Annotated in this window: 12 protein-coding genes; 9 read left to right on the plus strand and 3 right to left on the minus strand. The window is 38.0% G+C overall.

Annotated elements, in window-relative coordinates:
* The first annotated feature begins 127 nt into the window (after positions 1-127).
* From PGN18_RS21440 to PGN18_RS21450, 3 genes are read left to right on the plus strand one after another with little or no spacing between them, the layout of a single operon-like run.
* A complete protein-coding gene (locus PGN18_RS21440) occupies positions 128-1,189 on the plus strand; it encodes a UDP-glucose--hexose-1-phosphate uridylyltransferase (RefSeq protein WP_335321624.1) in 1,062 nt (353 codons plus the stop codon).
* Between the two features lie 11 nt (positions 1,190-1,200).
* Complete coding sequence (locus tag PGN18_RS21445; protein WP_335321625.1) at positions 1,201-2,352, plus strand: galactokinase; 1,152 nt, start codon at positions 1,201-1,203, stop codon at positions 2,350-2,352.
* A 40-nt stretch (positions 2,353-2,392) separates the two neighbouring features.
* Positions 2,393-4,069, plus strand: a complete 1,677-nt coding sequence (locus tag PGN18_RS21450) for a sodium/sugar symporter (protein ID WP_335321626.1) — start codon at positions 2,393-2,395, stop codon at positions 4,067-4,069.
* Between the two features lie 327 nt (positions 4,070-4,396).
* Here PGN18_RS21450 and PGN18_RS21455 read toward each other — a convergent pair whose 3' ends face one another.
* Both PGN18_RS21455 and PGN18_RS21460 read right to left on the minus strand, forming a co-directional pair.
* Positions 4,397-5,650: a Na+/H+ antiporter gene (locus PGN18_RS21455; protein WP_335321627.1), complete on the minus strand. Its 1,254-nt coding sequence runs from the start codon at positions 5,648-5,650 to the stop codon at positions 4,397-4,399.
* Positions 5,651-5,743: 93 nt separating this feature from the next.
* Positions 5,744-6,070 carry an RNA recognition motif domain-containing protein gene (locus PGN18_RS21460; protein WP_335321628.1) on the minus strand — a complete coding sequence of 109 codons (327 nt, stop codon included), beginning with the start codon at positions 6,068-6,070 and terminating at the stop codon, positions 5,744-5,746.
* A 218-nt stretch (positions 6,071-6,288) separates the two neighbouring features.
* Here PGN18_RS21460 and PGN18_RS21465 point away from each other — a divergent pair, with 218 nt between their 5' ends.
* The 3 genes from PGN18_RS21465 to PGN18_RS21475 all read left to right on the plus strand — a co-directional run bounded on the left by PGN18_RS21465 (position 6,289) and on the right by PGN18_RS21475 (position 11,893).
* Complete coding sequence (locus PGN18_RS21465) at positions 6,289-8,271, plus strand: sialate O-acetylesterase (RefSeq protein ID WP_335321629.1); 1,983 nt, start codon at positions 6,289-6,291, stop codon at positions 8,269-8,271.
* A gap of 174 nt (positions 8,272-8,445) precedes the next feature.
* Positions 8,446-10,956: a beta-L-arabinofuranosidase domain-containing protein gene (locus PGN18_RS21470; protein ID WP_335321630.1), complete on the plus strand. Its 2,511-nt coding sequence runs from the start codon at positions 8,446-8,448 to the stop codon at positions 10,954-10,956.
* Between the two features lie 73 nt (positions 10,957-11,029).
* Positions 11,030-11,893, plus strand: a complete 864-nt coding sequence (locus tag PGN18_RS21475; protein WP_335321631.1) for an OmpA family protein — start codon at positions 11,030-11,032, stop codon at positions 11,891-11,893.
* Positions 11,894-12,164: 271 nt separating this feature from the next.
* Here PGN18_RS21475 and PGN18_RS21480 read toward each other — a convergent pair whose 3' ends face one another.
* Positions 12,165-14,027, minus strand: coding sequence for a PAS domain-containing sensor histidine kinase (locus tag PGN18_RS21480; protein WP_335321632.1), 1,863 nt, complete (start codon positions 14,025-14,027; stop codon positions 12,165-12,167).
* 628 nt (positions 14,028-14,655) lie between these two features.
* Between PGN18_RS21480 and PGN18_RS21485 the strand changes: the two genes are divergently transcribed.
* From PGN18_RS21485 to PGN18_RS21495, 3 genes are all read left to right on the plus strand, one after another.
* Positions 14,656-15,225: a UbiX family flavin prenyltransferase gene (locus PGN18_RS21485; protein ID WP_335321633.1), complete on the plus strand. Its 570-nt coding sequence runs from the start codon at positions 14,656-14,658 to the stop codon at positions 15,223-15,225.
* 140 nt (positions 15,226-15,365) lie between these two features.
* The gene (mtaB, locus tag PGN18_RS21490) at positions 15,366-16,688 is read left to right on the plus strand and encodes a tRNA (N(6)-L-threonylcarbamoyladenosine(37)-C(2))-methylthiotransferase MtaB (RefSeq protein WP_335321634.1); all 1,323 of its coding nucleotides are present in this window, start codon (positions 15,366-15,368) and stop codon (positions 16,686-16,688) included.
* A gap of 270 nt (positions 16,689-16,958) precedes the next feature.
* Positions 16,959-18,110, plus strand: coding sequence for a prolipoprotein diacylglyceryl transferase (locus PGN18_RS21495; RefSeq protein WP_335321635.1), 1,152 nt, complete (start codon positions 16,959-16,961; stop codon positions 18,108-18,110).
* Positions 18,111-18,146 lie beyond the last annotated feature (36 nt).

Genomic DNA, 18,146 nt, shown 5'->3' on the forward strand with positions numbered 1-18,146 from the left:
AATTTTTACACAAATAAAAATTATTATTAATTGTCTTTTTGACAATTAATAATAATTTTATAATTTGGCGCGTTGAATAAGAAGGCCATTTCGCCTTCTTTTTTTCTAACCAGTTGATCAATATAAAATGAACCAAACATTTGAACTAGACAGTAATCCTCATACCCGGCTTAACATATTAACCGGCGAGTGGGTTTTAGTATCTCCACACCGCACAAAGAGGCCATGGCAGGGTAAAGTTGAAGACATTACGCCAGACAGCCGGCCCGAATATGATCCTAAATGTTATCTATGCCCTGGAAATGGTAGAGCAGATGGCGATAGCAATCCGGCTTATGCAGAAAGCTTTGTTTTTAACAATGATTTTGCCGCGCTGCTGCAAGATACACCGGCCGGCGAAATGAATGAAAGCGATTTGTTGATAGCCAGTAACCAACGTGGGCTTTGTAGGGTAATCAGTTTTAGTCCTAAGCACAATTTAACACTTCCTGAAATGAGTGTAGAGGCCATAACCGCTGTGGTTAATGTTTGGCAGAACGAGTTCAACAGCCTGGCTGGGAACGATTGGATTAAATATATTCAGATATTTGAAAATAAAGGTGAAATAATGGGCTGTAGCAACCCACACCCACATGGTCAGATCTGGTCGCAAGGCGATATTCCGTTAGAGATAGCCAAAGAAACCGAGCGGCAGAAAACTTACTATGCCATTCATAGAAGAAGTTTACTTGCCGATTATTTGAAGCTGGAGCAAAAGAAAAACGAACGCATTATATTTGAAAATGATCACTTTGCAGTATTGGTACCTTTTTGGGCAGTTTGGCCTTACGAAACCATGATCATCAGCAAAAGGCATGTAGGCAGCATTAAACTTTTTTCTGCTGCCGAAAAGAAATCATTGGCGGAGGCCCTTAAAATCCTGACGATTAAATACGATAACCTTTTCGAAACCTCTTTCCCTTACTCTGCAGGTATGCACCAGGCGCCTGTAAATCATGGTGATTATCCCGAATGGCATTGGCATATGCATTTTTATCCGCCATTGTTGCGTTCAGCAACAGTTAAAAAATTTATGGTAGGTTACGAGATGCTAGCTAACCCTCAACGCGATATTACGCCCGAGTTTGCAGCGAACCGACTGAAAGAAATGTCTACTATACACTATAAAACCAGCAAGGCTGAAGAATAAAATATTAAATAATGAATGCTCAAGATTTAAAAAGTACGTTTAAAAGACTTTTCGACGCCGAACCCATTTTGGTTCGTTCGCCGGGAAGGATTAATATTATTGGCGAACATACCGATTATAATGGTGGTTTTGTGATGCCTGCTGCTATTGATAAAGCGATATATGTAGCCATATCAAAAAGAGAAGATGATGAAATTCATTTATTTTCAGAAAGTTACCAGCAATTTGATATTTCATCTGTAAATAACTTGCAGAAATCAGAAAATAGCTGGGCAAACTACATTTTAGGCGTAGCCGATCAATTAAAAGAAAGAGGTTACCAACTCGGTGGTTTTAATTTTTATATTGACGGCGATGTGCCATTAGGTGCTGGTTTGTCTTCCTCGGCAGCTGTAGAGTGTGCCACAGGCTTTGCACTTGATCAGCTTTTTTCGCTTGAGGTTCCAAAAATAGATATTGCCTTGATTGCGCAAAAGGCAGAACAGACATTTGCGGGGGTTAACTGTGGAATTATGGACCAATTTGCCTCCGTATTTGGCAAAAAAGATCATGCCATTATGCTCGACTGCCGCTCAATGAAACACAACTATATCCCATTAAAGTTAGATGGGTATAAACTTTTGCTTTTAAATACCAATGTAAAACATGCGCTTGCCGACTCGGCTTACAATAAAAGAAGGGCTCAGTGTGAGCAGGGGGTAGCTTGGGTAAAAGAGTATTACCCTAAGGTAACGACGTTGCGCGATGTAAATCTTGACATGTTGGAAGTACATGTCAAGCCAAAAGATGAAGAAGTGTTTACAAAATGCAGTTTTGTAGTTAAAGAAATCGGGCGTTTACTCACAGCTGCAGAACAACTTGAAAATGGTAATCTTCAGGGCTTAGGAAACCTGATGTTCGATACACATGAAGGTTTAAGCAAAGATTATGAAGTAAGCTGTAAAGAATTGGATTTTTTGGTTGATGCGGTTAAACCTTTAGATGATGTTCTCGGCGCCCGAATGATGGGTGGTGGTTTTGGAGGCTGTACCATTAATATTGTTAAAGAGGAAAAAATTGCCGATTTGATCGAAGAACTTTCTTCTAAATATTTATTGCAATTTGGTCTCAAGCTAGATGCTTACACTGTTCAAACTGATAACGGTACCAGTTTATATAATTAAATCTAAATAATCAAAAAGGACTACTGACCAAAATAAACCCATGAAAAACAATTTATTAGATACGAAAGATTATATTGTCTTTGCAATTTACTTCGTTATCGTAGCTGCTTACGGACTTTATATTTACAACAAGAAAAAATCAGAATCTACCGGCTCTAAAGATTATTTTCTTGCAGAAGGTTCTTTAACCTGGTGGGCAATTGGCGCCTCATTAATTGCATCTAATATTTCTGCAGAGCAGTTTATTGGAATGAGCGGTTCAGGCTTTAAAATGGGATTAGCCATTGCCACTTACGAGTGGATGGGCGCACTAACCTTAGTGGTGGTGGCCGTATTTTTCATCCCGGTTTATTTGAAAAATAAGATAGCCACCATGCCGCAGTTTTTGCATCAGCGTTATAATGGCACCGTTGCGATGATTATGGCCGTTTTTTGGTTATTGCTGTATGTGGTGGTGAACTTAACTTCTATCCTTTACCTGGGTGCCCTGGCCGTAAGCAGTATATCTGGTTTCGACCTTAGATTCTGTATGTATGCCATTGCACTTTTTGCCATCATTATCACCCTTGGCGGAATGAAAGTAATTGGCTATACAGATGTAATACAGGTGTTTTTCCTGATTTTAGGGGGCTTGGCCACCACTTATCTGGCATTAAACCTCGTTTCTACACATTATGGTACAAGCGGTGTATTTGAAGGTTACAGCTTGATGACGACTAAGGCGTCGGAGCATTTCCATATGATCCTAAAACCTGATAACGAAAATTATATTGATTTACCAGGCTTAAGCGTATTAATTGGTGGTATGTGGATCGTAAACCTAAACTATTGGGGCTGTAATCAGTATATCACACAACGTGCATTGGGTGCCAACTTAGAAACTGCACGTGGGGGGATCCTTTTTGCTGCTTTCTTAAAACTGTTAATGCCTATTATTGTAGTATTGCCGGGTATTGCCGCTTATGTGTTGTACAAAGATGGTGCCTTCCAGACAGAAATGCTTCAGGATGGGACTGTAAATCCAGACCGCGCCTACCCGGTATTATTAAACTTGCTTCCTGCCGGATTGAAAGGTCTTTCATTCGCCGCATTAACCGCCGCGGTAGTAGCCTCTTTAGCGGGCAAAGCAAATAGTATTGCTACGATTTTTACTTTAGATATTTATAAAAAGGTATTAAATGTTGATGCATCAGAGAAAAACCTGGTAATGACGGGTAAAATTTCTATCGGTGTAGCCATGTTACTTGGGGTAATAATTGCTCCATTTTTGGGTATCGATAAAAAAGGTGGTTTTCAATACATCCAGGAGTATACCGGTTTCGTGTCCCCAGGTATTTTTGCCATGTTTATTTTGGGATTCTTTTGGAAAAGAGCTACCTCCGGCGCAGCGTTATTTGCAACTATTGGAGGTTTCGGTTTGTCAATTCTACTTAAATTTTTACCTAAAATAACCGATCTTTCCTGGTTATCTGGAATGGGATTTTCTGTTAAAAATGCTGATGGAGTTTATGAAATTCCATTCTTAGACCGGATGGGATTTGTATTTGTATTTTGTATCATCGGTATGGTAATCATCAGTTTGGCAAGCAACAAAGCTAAGGCTGAAGCTAAAGGATTGGCCATTGATGCTAAAATGTTTAAAACGACTACCAGTTTTGCAACAGGCGCTTTAATTATTATTGGTTTATTGGTTGCGCTTTATAGTGTATATTGGTAAGGTATAATTTATAAAATAGGAAGGGATAAGATCATTAGATTTTATCCCTTTTTTTTTAAAAAAAGCGCTTGTTGACAGATCCTGAAACACCGGTCCGACCGGCCGGGCGGAAGTTCAGAATTGACGATTCCCATTAACCTTAGTATTAATGTTCTTAATGCCTTAACGATAAATACTGCCAGTTAAAGATTCTGGAACAGTTCAGGAATGCGTTTTCTTCCTCGCAATCGTTATGCTGATCCGATAGCTAGCTATCAGATTTATTTCAGCATCCTTTGTTAATAAATTACTTAGCACTGATTGTTGTTTACCATTAGTAATAACCAACTACTTATCCTCTTCCGTAGCCAGTTTCTTCACCAACCAGGGTAAAGTAAGTCCTTGTACGATGAGGGTAAACAGTACAACCACTACTGATATAAATATAATGGCATTTCGTTGGGGAAATGCACTTCCATCCGATAAAGTAGCGGGTAACCCAATCGCAATAGCCAAAGAAACAATACCTCTCATGCCCGACCAACTAATGATCAGGCTATTCTTAAAGTCCAGGAGCGCATCAGCCGTAATGCGGTGTTTCCCTTTCTGAAAAGCTTTTTGAAGATTAAATTTCTGCAAGAAAACACGTGCCATTCGCAATAACAGTGCGACCACAGTAATCACCAGCGAATAACCTATATAAGGCAGAATATCAGAACCGCTAATATTTTTATATACGTAAGGAAACTGTAAGCCTATTAATATAAAAATTAGCCCATTCAATAAAAAGATAATAATGTCCCAGATGTTTTTTGATTGATTTTTAAGCTGCTCCGGAAATACCTTGCTGCTAAACCTTGATATCCCCAGCCCTAAGATAACTACTGCAATAACGCCCGAAACATGTAACTGTTCAGCAATTAAATAGGTAACAAAGGGCATTAATAACATAAAGCTAATGGTGGCCAGCCTATTATCATGAATCTGCTTAACAATAAATGCTAAAATTGTCGACATCACCAGACCTGTTAAAAATCCACCCGCCATCAAAATCAGAAATTCAAGTGATGCTTTCCAAAATACAAAGGCTGTTCCGGTTACTGCAGCGACGGCAAAACGATAAGCTACCAGTGCAGAAGCGTCATTAACCAAGCTCTCACCTTCCAGAATAGTATTGGTTTTATGAGATAAACCTAAACCTTTTGTAATACTCATGGCAGCAACTGCATCAGTAGCGGATAGGATTGCACCTAATACAAAAGATACCGACCAGCTCATCCCGGGGATCATATAATGGGTAACTACAGCAATGCCGATTGCGGTAATAAAAACCAGCGAAATGGCAAGTGTAGAAATGGTATTGATATTGGTTTTAAAATCTTTAAATGAAATATTAAACGCGGCATCATAAAGCAACGGCGGTAGAAATATCAGAAATATAATCTCTGGATTAATATCAATTGGTGGCAATGATGGCACAAAACCTACTGCAATTCCTGCTATAATCAGTAAAATAGGATAGGGGATTTTAATCCGGTCTGCGATGGCAGAAAGACCAATCATTACAGCTAAAATAAATATTACAATGGCATAATTTTCCATATCTGTAAATCTGAATTTTAATCACTGTGGAAACAATTACTAAAGGATGTCGAAACCTTATTTAAGGGACTTTAATAACAGACAGTTAAAAGATTAGCGTTGTAACCTGGGCCTTTTATTTTTAAAAGTTTGGTTGGCATTAGGGTTGGGTTTTGGCTTGGCTGTTTTTGCGCCACTTTCCTCTTCAGATATTTTTACCGTAATGACATTACCTTTAAAGGTTTCACCATTCAAGGTAGATACGATGTTTTTAGCATCAGGAAGACTGTAAATTTCTAAAAATGCGTAACCTTTACATTTGCCCGTTGCCCGATCACGAACGACCTTAATTGTTTCAACCCTACCATGAAGGCTAACCCATATTGCCAAATCCATTTCTTGGATATTGTCAGGAAGGCCACCTATGAAAATCTTAACCATTATTCTTGTATTTGAGCGAACACTGAGGACTATATGATAAAAGCTGCATTGTTCTTTTAGGCTCGCAAAATAAGTAAAATGATGTTCTTACCCAAACTAAATTTTATCAATTTTATCCTATTTTATGATATTTTTTGGCGGAGAGGTTCACATATATTGATGTTGAATATTAGAAAACGTACATTCGCTTTCTAATCATCAAAAAAACACGCTAAAATATGAGCACCAATAGGCTAATTACCATACTTCTCTTTGCATCATTACTTTTCGCATCACCAATTATCCAGGCTAAAATTTCATTGCCTTCGGTTTTTGGCAATAATATGGTTTTACAGCAGAAAACGAACGCTGCAATTTGGGGTAAAGCTGATGCGGGTAAAGCAGTTAAAGTGACGGTTTCCTGGAATAAAATTAATTATGGTGCTATTGCCGATGCCAATGGCAATTGGAAACTGAAAATAGCAACGCCAGGTTACGGCGGTCCGTATACGATCAGCATTTCAGATGGGGAATTATTAGTACTCAAAAATGTATTAATCGGTGATGTATGGATCTGCTCTGGGCAGTCGAACATGGAAATGCCACTGGCAGGTTGGGGCAAAATTCTCAATAGCGAAAAAGAAATTGCCGCAGCCAATTATTCCAATATCCGTTTGTTGCAGGCAGAACATGTTACCAGCAATTTTCCACTTCCTGATGCGAAGGTTGCTAATGGCGGCTGGCAGGAGTGTAGCCCCAAATATATTGCCGGATTTTCCTCAACTGCATACTTTTTTGCCCGCGAAGTGTATGAAAAAACTAAAATCCCGATTGGACTGATCCACACATCCTGGGGAGGAACAGTTGCAGAAGCCTGGACAAGTGCCGAATCGTTAAAAAAGATGGCTGATTTCTCTGCAGCAGTTGATCAGATACAGAAAGTGGGTAAAAATCCATCACCAATTTCTTATGAAGATAAGTTAAGGAATTGGGTGAAAATCACTACTGACAAGGATTCAGGTAATCAAAGTGGAACCATGAATTGGGCATTACCAGTTTTAGATAATTGGAAAGGTATGACGTTGCCTACCTTATGGGAGGAAGCAGCACTTAAAGATTTTGATGGAGTGGTATGGTTTACAAAAAAGATTAACATCCCGAAAAACTGGAAAACAAACGGTGCGAAACTTAATTTAGGTACTATTGATGATAACGATATTACTTTTATTAATGGTGTGAAAATTGGCGAAACTACCGGGTATAATGTAGAGAGAACTTATCCTATCCCAGCTAATTTACTCAAAGTTGGCGAAAACATCATCACGGTTAGGGTATTTGATAGTGGGGGCGGCGGTGGATTATACGGTAATGCCAATGATTTAAATTTAACAAATGGAATGGAAAAAATTTTGTTGGCTGGCGAATGGAATTATAAAGTAGGTTTGAACTTTAAAAACATCGAGAAAAAGCCCTACGAAGAAAATGGCCCTAACAGGCCAACAGTTTTGTATAATGCCATGATCTATCCCTATCAACAATTCTCCATCAAAGGGGCTATCTGGTATCAGGGAGAATCAAACGCTGACAGAGCTTACCAATATCGTGTTTTGTTTCCGACTATGATTAAAGATTGGCGCCAAAAATGGGGGCAAGGTGATTTTCCTTTCTATTTTGTGCAGTTGGCTAATTACATGCAGGTTGATCAAACGCCATCAGCATCTGCATGGGCTGAATTAAGAGAGGCACAGCAAAAAGCATTGGCTTTGCCAAACACAGGCATGGCGACTATTATCGACATTGGCGAAGCAAAAGATATCCATCCTAAGAACAAACAGGAGGTAGGGAGAAGGCTGGCCTTAATTGCCCTGGCCAAAACATATGGACAAAAAATAAATTATTCAGGCCCCATTTATCAATCCAATAAAATTGAAGGAAAGCAGATCGTTTTAACATTTGGCAATAGCCAAAACGGATTAAAAACGGCAGATGGGGCGGAGCCAACTGGTTTTGCAATTGCTGGCGCAGACAAAAAATTTTACTGGGCAAAAGCAAGTATTAAGGGAAATCAGATTATCGTCAGTAGCGATCAGGTGGCAAATCCGGTAGCTGTTCGTTATGCATGGGGAAACAATCCGGTATGTAACTTGATCAGTAATGATGGCTTACCCGCATCACCATTCAGAACAGATAGTTGGCAGGGCATTACCTTTGGTAACAAATAGATTTAAACGTTGTCTTTTCTACGAACCTGAACGACTTATCTAGTTTAAGTTATTCAGGTTATTTTTTATTTGGTTACCATTAATCAATCGGTTTTGATATTTTTACTAAATCGTTTTATTAATTGGATATATTTCTTAGTTTTACCTTAATAGCATCTAACCAATAATCATTTTATGAGAAAAATAATAGTCCCGTTATGTCTACTGTTGTCTGGTTTATCCATTAGATACGCACGCGGACAAAGTTTAACCGAGTTTAATAGGATACCCCTAAAACATCAGGTTTATGCGCAGTTGCCTATAGGCAGTATCAAAGCCAAGGGCTGGTTGCTAAAACAGCTGGAACAGCAAAGAGATGGGGCAACAGGCATGGCCGAAGAGCTGTACCCTGAAAAAGATAATCTGGGTAAAGATACCGACTGGTTAGGCGGAGCGGGCGGCAGTTGGGAACGCGTGCCTTATTACGTAAAAGGCCTGGTTGCACTAGCCTACACATTAGATGATCCTATGCTAAAAGCGAAAGCACAAAAGTATATTGATTGGACGCTGAACAACCAGCAGGCTAGTGGATTATTTGGTCCACCTAAAATGAAAGATTGGTGGCCGCGTATGCCAATGATGTATGCTCTGCAAAGTTATTATGAGGCTACAAATGATAAAAGAGTTATCCCTTTCCTCTCCAAATACTTTAAATATGAGCTAAATCACCTCGATGCCGATCCTTTAAGCGAGTGGGCTAAAGCAAGAGCAGGCGATAACATGGAAATTGCCATTTGGCTTTACAACAAAACCGGCGAAAATTATCTGTTAAAGCTTGTAGAAAAGTTAAAACAACAGGCCTACCCATGGATTGATATTTACACCAACAATGGATTTTATTTTTTTGGTGATGATTTTCAGCCAAAACATATGGTTAATGTGGCGCAGGCCTTAAAATTTCCAGTGGTTTATGCCCAACTTCAGGATCTTCCTGTTAACCTTCAGGCATTTACTAAGGGCATTAATCATATTATGCACGACCATGGTCAGCCGGAAGGTTTAGGTTCAGGAACTGAATTTTTGGCGGGTACCAGCAGCATAGAAGGAGTAGAAACCTGTACCGTAGTAGAGTGGATGCAGAGTTTAGAAACGGCTGCCAAGGTTATTCATGATGTGAAAATTGGCGATCAGTTGGAAAAAGTGGCTTTTAACGCATTGCCTGCCCAGTTTAGCAGAGATTTTAAAAATCATTCTTATTACACATTGCCCAACCAGGTGCAAAGTATCTATGGCGAGCATGGCTTTAATCAAGATTATGCTACCGGTATTCTATCCAGCCCATACTCTGGCTTTGGCTGCTGTCGCTATAATATGCATATGGGCTGGCCTTATTATCTAAAAAATAGTGTTGTGGCTACGCCAGAGAAAGGTTTGGCCGTAATTACTTATGGGCCTATGGAGATAGAAACTATAGTTGCCGAAAATAAAAAAATAAAAATTACCGAAGAGACCAATTATCCTTTCGAAGAACAGATCAGACTAAAAATAGCGCTTGCTGAATCCGCATCTTTTCCCTTAATTTTGAGAATTCCCGCATGGAGTGTGAAGCCACGCGTTAGTTTAAACGGAGTGGTGTTAAAAGGTGTAAAAGCCGGAGAGATGTTTGTCATAAACCGGAAATGGGAAAATAATGAACAGTTGGAGCTTAACTTTCCAATGAAGATCGTTACCAGCAAACAGGTAAACAATTCTATAAGTGTTGAACGTGGCCCGATTGTTTATGCACTGAACATTAAGGCAGCAAGCAAGATAACAAAAACGCACACTGTTGCAGGCTTTGCCGATTACGAAATTCGCCCACAATCGGCATGGAATTATGGTTTAATGATCGGTAAGAGTGGCTTGAGCAATGCCAGTTTACTTCGATCAGAGATGCCTGAAAACCCGTTTATAGCAGCCGATGCGCCGCTTAAAATAAAGGTGCAGGCCAAAAAGATTCCATCATGGGGTTTAGATTACAATAAGATTGCTGCTTTTGATGTACCATATAGCCCAATTGCATCAGCAGAGGACGCCGAAGAAATTGTATTGGTACCGTATGGATCTGAAAATATCCGTTTAAGTTGTTTCCCTGTTATCGGTCAACCCAAAATGGTAAATAAAACCCTGGTCGAAAATTTTGATCGTGGAATGGCCAACAGCTGGGTTTTTTATGGTGGTGGTTGGTTTTGGAAAGATGGTCAAATGAATGTTTCTTCAAATCCGGGTTCCGGTGGTTTTGGAATAAATGGATCTAAATATGTAGCTAACGGAACAGATTTTAAAGATTTTGTTTATCAGGCAGATGTTAAAATCAATACTACAGGTGATGCTGGTTTAATGTTTAGGGTAGCTAAACCTGCTATAGGGCCAGATGCTTACCAGGGCTACTATGTCGGTTTGGATCAAGCCAATGGAACCATCGTATTTGGAAAAGCCAACGGACAAACATGGACAGTAATAAGTTCAAAAAAATATCCTGTTGAAATGAATAGGATATATACCTTAAAGATAGCTGCTAAAGGTACTAAGTTTGATATTTATATAAACGGATCCGCTAAGGCTGTGCTTTCAGCAACAGATAATCAATATGAGTCAGGCAGCATAGGATTAAGAACATATAAAGCATTGGCCAGCTTCGACTCAGTAAAAATTAACACCTTTTAACATCAGTACATAGCCAGCTAAAACTTTACGGCAAGGAATTTGCTAATGCAGTAATAACAAATAAAGTAATATTATGAAATTATACAAATCAATTCCCATAATGCTCTTTACCCTGACGCTTGCCGCAGGTTGCGTTAGCAATAAGAAATATGCCGAACTTCAGGATACTTATGCGAAGTTAAGAGAAAGAAATCAGGAACTCAGCAATAAATATCAGGATAGTCAGCGTGAACTTAGCGGAAGCACCAGCAGGGTTAAAAGTTTAGAGGAGCAGATTGCATCAGAAAAGGCCAATGTAACAGCACTACAGGAAGCGTTGAACAAATGTTTAAATTCTAGCAGCCAGGGAAATGTAAATATCTCGAAACTGGTTGATGAGATTAATAGTTCAAATAAATACATCAAACAATTGGTAAACGCCAAAAATAAAAGTGATTCCCTTAATATGGTCTTGACTAACAATTTAACACGGTCGTTAAGCCGTGAAGAATTAGGTGATGTTGATGTACAAGTACTTAAAGGTGTAGTGTATATCTCTCTTGCTGATAATATGTTATATAAATCTGGTAGCTATGAAGTATCAGATAAAGCAGGCGAGACTTTAAGCAAGATTGCCAAGATTATTAAAGATTACGACACTTATGATGTTTTGATAGAAGGTAACACGGATAACGTGCCAATTTCTCAACCGAATATACGTAATAACTGGGATCTAAGTGCTTTACGTGCCTCATCTGTGGTACAGGTATTACAAAACAAATATGCTGTAGATCCTAAGCGTTTAACCGCTGGCGGACGTGGGGAATTTAATCCAATCGCAGATAACTCAACCGCAGGTGGTAAGGCAAAAAATAGACGTACACAAATCATCATTACGCCTAAATTAGACCAGTTTATGGATCTGATCGGGAAAGCGCCCGAGCAATCACAAAAATAGCGCCTGACTAAAAAATAGATAAAGGGTTGAAATTAATTTTTCAGCCCTTTTTAATTTATTTTCTTCTTCTTTTTAATGTCATTCTGAAAATCCCCAAAAAGTAAGAATTTTATGATTTGATCAAAAATTATGCTTGATGTATCAAAAAAGTAGTTACCATATTGAAGTGCAAGGACGTAGTTTAGTAGATATTTATTTTCATGGGTAACTAAATCAATAAAGATTAAGATATTAAATTATACAGTCAGAATGGTTTTTGGTTATTGCTTACTTAAATAGGTAGACTGAAATGAAATATAGAGCCTTTTCCTATTTTACTTTCTACCCATATTTTTCCTTTATGCCTTTCAATTACCTCTGCGCAAATATATAGTCCCACGCCAAAGCCTGCAATAGTTTTGGTGTCCGGACTTTCTACGCGATAAAAACGGTCAAAAAGCCTGGGTATATCATTTTCTCTAATGCCCATGCCTTCATCTTCTACACTCACTACTGCATAATCTCTTTGGATTTCGCATTTTATTGCAATCAGGGATTCTTTTCTAGAGTATTTTAGTGCGTTGCCAATCAGGTTATTCACCACGCTTCCAATTTTTTCAATATCGGCATATACCATTAATTCTTCAGGGCCAAGTAGCTGGATAAAATGGCTTGGTGAAACCATTCTGGTTTCTTCAGCAATGGTAGTAATGAGTTCAATAAGGTTAAAATTCGTTTTGTTCAATAATATTTTGCCGGATTCCAGTAAGGAAACGTTCAGAAAGCCATCAATCATTAACGACATCTTTTTCAATTGAACATTTATCTTATCAAGTATCTGCGCAGGTAACACATTATCTATTTCTTTAAATTTATGTTGTAAAAGTTGCACATAGGCGCTTAAGGAGGTTAGAGGAGTTTTAAGTTCATGACTTACCATCCCAATGAAATCATTTTTCCTTATCTCATCCTGTTTGTGTTCAGTGATATCCAAAATGGCGCCAGCTATATAAACAGCTTTTCCATCTTCATTATAATAGGCCTTACCTGCAGTCCTTATCCACTTGCGCTGTGCATTGTTGCCTTTTAAACTAATTTGGTATTCGATGTTAAAAGCATTATGGTTATGTAGTGCACGTATTATACCTCTGGTAAGATGCCCCATATCTTCCGGGCAGATCATTGATTTGGCTTCCTCAATATCTAGTCTGTTATGCTCAAGTTCATAGATCTGTTGCGCCCGCTCTGATAAAAGTACCTGCTTGTGTGATAGGTCGATATTCCAGGAACCCATCTCAGAGGCATCCATAGCTATTTTCAGAATGTCTTTAGCTTTGAGAAGTTCCTTTTTAAAGTTTACCTGCTCTGTTATATCTTTAATGATCACCAGAATTCTGGTTACTTCGTTTTTATCATTTTTTAAAGGTTCGTAAAGAGCGATAAAATAACCATCTGAAACTGGCGAGAAGAGTTTCAGTTCATTAATTGTTAAAGGCTGTTTATTTTTGAAAATATCTTTTATGCGTTTTACAAGTACTTGTGTTTGAAATTCCGGCTTTGCTTCTTCTAAAGATATTCCGATAACTTCTTTTCTACTTTTACCCCAAAGTTTTAATATGTTATCATTTGCATACTCTGTAATAAGTTCCGGACCTTTTAAAACACACATCCCTAATGGCGCCTGCTCAAAAAAGCCCCTAAAGCGTGTTTCGCTTTCTGAAAGTTCAAGTAAAATATGGTCGATGTCATTTTCACTAACGGGGACTTCCTGTAATGAACAAATGAGATATTCAACCGGGCGATCATTTTGTAGCACCGGCGAGAATTCCAGTTCCCATTTTACATTTGGCGAGTTCGAATAAATTGGATGAATAATCAAGCGCTGCTTTGTTCCGAGCTCGCTTATTTTTTGAACTGTTTTAATCAACGTATTTTTTTCATCTTCAGGTAATAGATTGGGAATCATATCGATATCATAGAATTTTGATTCTCCACCAATCCGTGTGATCAAAGCCCGGTAAGCATCGTTATGTTCTACTACCACCAGTATCGGCCTTATTTTAAAAATGATTATTGGATTTGTAGAATGTTTTAATAATGCCTTTAAGAATGGCGAAGCTAATTCTATCATAAAACCTGAGGTGATCTTTCCCAAATATAATCGTTAAACACCTAATTCCAATTGCTTTGTATTTAATTTATAATACAATATAGTAAGAATTATATGATTTTTATAAGAAATGTGCATTCCTTATGGTTTGATAGACTGAAGCTGTCAACGAAACATTTAACAAATGGGTATTAAGAAATTACAACTTTCTACGCTACGAATTAAAATGTTCATAGCGTTAAGTTGTATATATGGCGCAAACCGTTTGGCGTCGGATGATTTTGATGTTAGGATAACTTCAAAAAAATGTAAATTTAAAGTCATGAATATTGTAAAAATTGATAATAATTAGACATTATCTGATTATATGGACTTATTTATACTACAAAATTACTCTTGATTTTATTCTAAATTACGTCTTTATAACTTTGCAAAAAGTTTTTTAGTGATTTTATTTAAAATTATTTTGCTGATTATCAGATCATTGGGATCAAATTTTAGGTTAATCATTTTATTTAAGTGATTTTATCTCCCTCATTTATATTTTTTTAAAAAATTATATATATTTGTTCTTACCCTTTCGAGGGTATGTTTTTCATAGGTAGATGTAGGGTCAGAACATTGTTCTGGCCCTTTTTTGTTTTAATGAGTGTAGATAAACTATTTTTGTAGCATGACGAAAAAGAAAGTAATTGTTGCGGTGACAGGTGCCAGTGGTGCTATATATGCAAAGGTTTTGTTTGATCAGTTATTAAAATTGAAAGACCAGGTTGAAGCTGTTGGCATAGTGATGAGCGATAATGCAAAATCAGTTTGGCAATTTGAGCTGGGAAATCAGGATTACGAACATTTTAAAGACTTTACCTTTTACAACAAAAATGATTTTAATGCCCCTTTTGCATCAGGATCGGCTAAATACGATACAATGATCATCATTCCTTGTTCTATGGGCACTCTTGGTAGGGTAGCGCATGGGATATCTAACGATTTAATTTCCAGGGCGGCAGATGTGGTGTTAAAAGAACGGAGAAAATTAATAGCTGTAGTAAGAGATACCCCATTCAGTCTAATTCATATTAACAATATGAAAACGGTTACTGAAGCCGGTGGGATTATTTGTCCTGCGAATCCATCATTTTACAGTTTACCAAAAACACCAGAAGAAGTTGCGGGAACGGTAGTGAGCAGGGTGCTGGACTTGGCTGGTTTTGAGCAGGAAAGTTATCGCTGGCAGGAGAAATAGTTTACAGTGTGCAATTCGCAGTTTGTAATTAACTTAAGACTTAAAACTACCAGTAGCTTTGTTAACAGACTGTAATTTACATTTAATCTCTAATTCCATATCTCCATACTCAAATCTAATTTCATATCTTTGCAACTTCAATGAAAAAGGTCGCATTTTATACATTAGGTTGTAAACTCAATTTCTCTGAAACCTCAACTATTGGTCGGTTATTTACAGATGCTGGTTATGCTGTTGTAGAATTTCAGGATCAGGCTGATGTTTATGTAATTAATACCTGCTCCGTTACCGAGCATGCTGACAAAAAATGCCGTAAAGTTGTTAAAGAAGCTTTAAAATATTCACCAAATGCCTTTGTAACCATTGTAGGTTGTTATGCCCAGTTAAAACCTCAGGAAATTGCCAAAATAGAAGGTGTCGACATGGTTTTAGGTGCTGCAGAAAAATTCAGAATTGTTGAATATATTGACGATTTGACCAAAAAGCCAAAAGCACTTGTTCATCAGCAGAGTATAGAAAAAGTTAACCACAATTTTATTGCTTCTTATTCTATAGGCGATAGAACGCGTACTTTTTTGAAAGTACAGGATGGTTGTGATTATCCTTGTACCTATTGTACCATTCCGCTGGCGAGAGGTGCAAGCCGTAGCGATACTATTGAAAATGTAGTGAACCGTGCAAAAATGATTGCAGAAAGCGGTGTTAAAGAAATTGTATTAACCGGTGTAAATCTTGGTGATTTCGGAATTAGAAACGGGCAGCGGGAGGACAAGTTTTTTGATTTAGTGAAAGCATTGGACGAGGTAGAGGGAATTGAAAGAATTCGTATTTCATCTATTGAGCCAAATTTATTAAGCAACGAAATTATAGAATTTGTGGCCACTTCGAAAAGATTTGTTCCGCATTTTCATATCCCCTTACAATCTGGTTCTGATAAAATTTTAGGATTAATGCGTCGTCGCTATCGGAGTGATCTGTATGTAGAGCGTGTAGCTAAAATTAAACAGGTCATGCCAAACTGTTGCATCGGCGTAGATGTAATTGTAGGATTTCCTGGTGAAACGAAAGAAGATTTCCTGGATACCTATCAATTTTTAAACCAGTTGGATATTTCTTATTTGCATGTATTTACTTATTCTGAACGTGAGCTAACAGTAGCAGCTGAAATGAAAGGCGTTGTGGCAGGAAGCGAACGGAATGAGCGCAGTAAAATGCTTCATATCTTATCTGATAAAAAACGAAGGGCTTTCTACGAATCGCAAATTGGTACCGAAGGAGAGGTACTTTTTGAGGCTGATCAAAAATCTGGCTATATGCACGGCTTTACTAAAAATTATGTAAAGGTACGCGCAAAATACGATCCCGTTATGGTAAACGAATTGAAAGCAATTAAGCTTTTAGAAATTACTGCTGATGGAGAAGTAGAGGTGGCCGAATTGGAAACCATTCACACGTACCACTAGGTTAGTCCGGAATCTTCAGTCCATAGTCTCCAGTTTACAGTCAAAAGTCTTCAGTGCAGCGTTCTTTAGTTTAAAGTATTCAGTTAACTATTCTTTGCTGTCATTCTGAACGCAGTGAAGAATCTTTTAGGAGGAAGATTTAAAAATGAATGATGGAAAAGATATACTATTGTTTATGCATTATTTCTCTTGTAGATTTAGCCTTCCAACTTCGGTCTTTCCGCTTTGGTCTTTACTCTTTCTTTCCTATCTTCGCAACAAAATATTTCTATGTTTCCTACCGTTTCGCATTTTTTAGAATACCTTTTCGGTATTAATTTACCGCTTCCATTTAATACATTCGGTGTTTTTGTAGCGCTCGCATTTGTTGCTGGTTACTGGGCTTTTACCAAAGAACTCATGCGTAAAGAGGCCCTAGGTATACTTCATCCAATTAAAAAGACCATCATATTAGGTAAACCGGCTACTACATCAGAGTTGATTATGAACGGCCTTTTTGGTTTTGTCATTGGTTACAAGCTGGTTCATGCATTATTAAATTATAAGCTTTTTGTAAACGATGCCCAGTCGGTTTTGATGTCGACCCAAGGAAATATAATAGGTGGTTTGTTTTTTGCTGGTTTGTTTGCTTATTGGGACTATAGTGAAAAAAATAAACATAAGTTAGATAAACCAAAAGAAACACAGGTAACTGTTCACCCATATCAGATCATGAGTAACCTGATTGTTTGGGCTGCTATTTGGGGATTTCTTGGTGCAAAATTTTTCGATAATCTGGAATACTGGGATGATTTTGTTCAACATCCTATAGAACGCTTATTATCTTTTAGCGGTTTAACTTTTTATGGTGGCTTAATCTGCGGTGGTGCAGCGGTATTGATTATTGCAAAGAAAAACGGCATTAAGCCTTTACATATGCTTGATGTAGGCGGACCAGGCATGATGCTAGCTTACGCAGTTGGACGTATTGGCTGCCACATGGCAGGTGATGGCGACTGGGGCATTGTAAATCCAAATCCAAAACCGTTCTCCTGGCTGCCAGATTGGTTATGGTCTTACAACTACCCAAATAATGTGGTGGGCGAGGGGATTCCGATTCCAGGCTGTACAGGTAAGTTTTGTAATGAACTGGCACAAGGCGTATACCCAACACCACTTTATGAAGTTATCATCTGTTTAATCCTTTTTGCTTTTCTATGGAGCATTAGGGATAAAATAAAAGCACCTGGTTTAATGTTTGGCATTTACATGATCTTAAATGGTCTTGAACGTTTCTGTATCGAGTTGATCCGTGTAAATTCAAAATATCATGTTTTTGGTTTATCTTTTACGCAGGCAGAAATGATTTCGACATTTCTGGTTTTAGGTGGCATTGCTTTAAGTGCTTATGCTTTAAGGAACAAGAACCAGCTGGCCAAATAAACACCCTATAAATTCATTTAAAATCCAACAACAGCC

The organism is Pedobacter terrae, assembly GCF_036946585.1.
Taxonomy (GTDB): Bacteria; Bacteroidota; Bacteroidia; order Sphingobacteriales; family Sphingobacteriaceae; genus Pedobacter; species Pedobacter terrae_C.

Coding starts and splice junctions, on each gene's coding strand:
- PGN18_RS21440 (WP_335321624.1), top strand. CDS start 128: ATGAACCAAACATTTGAACTAGACAGTAATCCTCATACCCGGCTTAAC.
- PGN18_RS21445 (WP_335321625.1), top strand. CDS start 1,201: ATGAATGCTCAAGATTTAAAAAGTACGTTTAAAAGACTTTTCGACGCC.
- PGN18_RS21450 (WP_335321626.1), top strand. CDS start 2,393: ATGAAAAACAATTTATTAGATACGAAAGATTATATTGTCTTTGCAATT.
- PGN18_RS21455 (WP_335321627.1), bottom strand. CDS start 5,650: ATGGAAAATTATGCCATTGTAATATTTATTTTAGCTGTAATGATTGGT.
- PGN18_RS21460 (WP_335321628.1), bottom strand. CDS start 6,070: ATGGTTAAGATTTTCATAGGTGGCCTTCCTGACAATATCCAAGAAATG.
- PGN18_RS21465 (WP_335321629.1), top strand. CDS start 6,289: ATGAGCACCAATAGGCTAATTACCATACTTCTCTTTGCATCATTACTT.
- PGN18_RS21470 (WP_335321630.1), top strand. CDS start 8,446: ATGAGAAAAATAATAGTCCCGTTATGTCTACTGTTGTCTGGTTTATCC.
- PGN18_RS21475 (WP_335321631.1), top strand. CDS start 11,030: ATGAAATTATACAAATCAATTCCCATAATGCTCTTTACCCTGACGCTT.
- PGN18_RS21485 (WP_335321633.1), top strand. CDS start 14,656: ATGACGAAAAAGAAAGTAATTGTTGCGGTGACAGGTGCCAGTGGTGCT.
- mtaB (WP_335321634.1), top strand. CDS start 15,366: ATGAAAAAGGTCGCATTTTATACATTAGGTTGTAAACTCAATTTCTCT.
- PGN18_RS21495 (WP_335321635.1), top strand. CDS start 16,959: ATGTTTCCTACCGTTTCGCATTTTTTAGAATACCTTTTCGGTATTAAT.